We start from the raw sequence: 1,354 nt of genomic DNA on the forward strand, positions 1-1,354 counted from the left end.
TATGAATATAACAAGGGAAGGCCCGGCGCCCCATGAAAGCGCCTGTACGACACCGATTGTTCTGATGAGACCGGCAAAGAAAACCCTGGAAAGGAAACTCCGATGAAGATCAGCGCCCGCAACGTCCTCAAGGGAACGATCGCCGAGATCGTCAAGGGAGCCACCACCTCGCATGTCAGGATCGACATCGGTGGCGGCGCCATCGTCACCGCCTCGATCACCAACGAGGCCGTCGCCGATCTCAAGCTCGAAAAGGGCAAGCAGGCCTATGCCGTGGTCAAGGCCTCGGACGTGATGGTCGGCATCGACTGAAATTTGCGGCCTTAGACCGCGATCGGCGCCTTGATCGACGCATCGGCGACGTAGTTTTCCAGCCGGAAATCCTCGAAGCGGAAGGCGAACAGATCCTTCACCTCCGGATTGATCCACATCGTCGGCAGCACCTTCGGCGTGCGCCGCAGTTGTTCGCGTGCTTGCTCGAAATGGTTCGAGTAGAGATGCGCATCACCGAGCGTGTGGACGAAATCGCCGGGTTTCAGCCCGGTGACCTGCGCCACCATCAAGGTCAGCAGGGCATAGGACGCGATGTTGAACGGCACGCCGAGGAAGATATCGGCGGAACGCTGGTAGAGTTGGCAGGAGAGCCGCCCTTCCGAAACATAGAACTGGAACAGGCAGTGGCAGGGCGGCAGCGCCATCGCTTCCACCTCGGCTGGATTCCATGCCGAAACGATCAGCCGCCGCGATTGAGGATTTTTGCGTATCTCCTTGAGAAGATTCGCGATCTGGTCGATCGAGCCGCCATGGCCATCCGGCCAGGAGCGCCATTGCTTGCCGTAGACCGGGCCGAGATCGCCATTCTCGTCGGCCCATTCGTCCCAGATCGAAACGCCGTTATCGGTGAGATATTTGACGTTGGTGTCGCCGGCCAGGAACCACAAAAGCTCATGGATGATCGACTTGAGATGCAGCTTCTTGGTCGTGGTGACCGGAAAGCCGCGCGCCAGGTCGAAACGCATCTGGTAGCCGAAGACGGAGCGCGTTCCGGTGCCGGTGCGGTCGCCGCGATCGGCGCCGTTGTCCAGCACGTGCTGCAGGAGGTCGAGATACTGGCGCATCGGTTCCGGCTCGATTCGGTTGTCCAGCCATCATAGCTGACGGACAGGCAATCGAACACCACAAAGCAGCGCAAGCCCTGCCCGAAGGCTGCCAGTCCCCAACAACATCAGGGCTGACGCATGGACCGCGCCAGCCCCTGCAAATTGACGTGCGGTCGTCAGAGGGAGCCGAGTTTACCCAGGTCCTTGGCAACCAGATAGTAGAAGGTAACCCGGTTCTTGGTACTGTCGGCGGC

The 1,354-nt window shown here is 60.0% G+C and carries 2 protein-coding genes; one reads left to right on the forward strand and one right to left on the reverse strand.

The features are described from left to right. The first annotated feature begins 102 nt into the window (after positions 1 to 102). Positions 103 to 312 carry a molybdopterin-binding protein gene (locus tag EN984_RS34805; RefSeq protein WP_024501417.1) on the forward strand — a complete coding sequence of 70 codons (210 nt, stop codon included), beginning with the start codon at positions 103 to 105 and terminating at the stop codon, positions 310 to 312. Between the two features lie 11 nt (positions 313 to 323). Here EN984_RS34805 and EN984_RS34810 read toward each other — a convergent pair whose 3' ends face one another. After that, on the reverse strand, positions 324 to 1,118 hold the full coding sequence (locus tag EN984_RS34810) for a thymidylate synthase (RefSeq protein WP_127271791.1): 795 nt from the start codon (positions 1,116 to 1,118) through the stop codon (positions 324 to 326). Positions 1,119 to 1,354 lie beyond the last annotated feature (236 nt).

Origin of the sequence: Mesorhizobium sp. M7A.F.Ca.CA.004.12.1.1 (genome assembly GCF_003997835.1) — a bacterium.
In the GTDB taxonomy this organism is placed as follows: Bacteria; Pseudomonadota; Alphaproteobacteria; order Rhizobiales; family Rhizobiaceae; genus Mesorhizobium.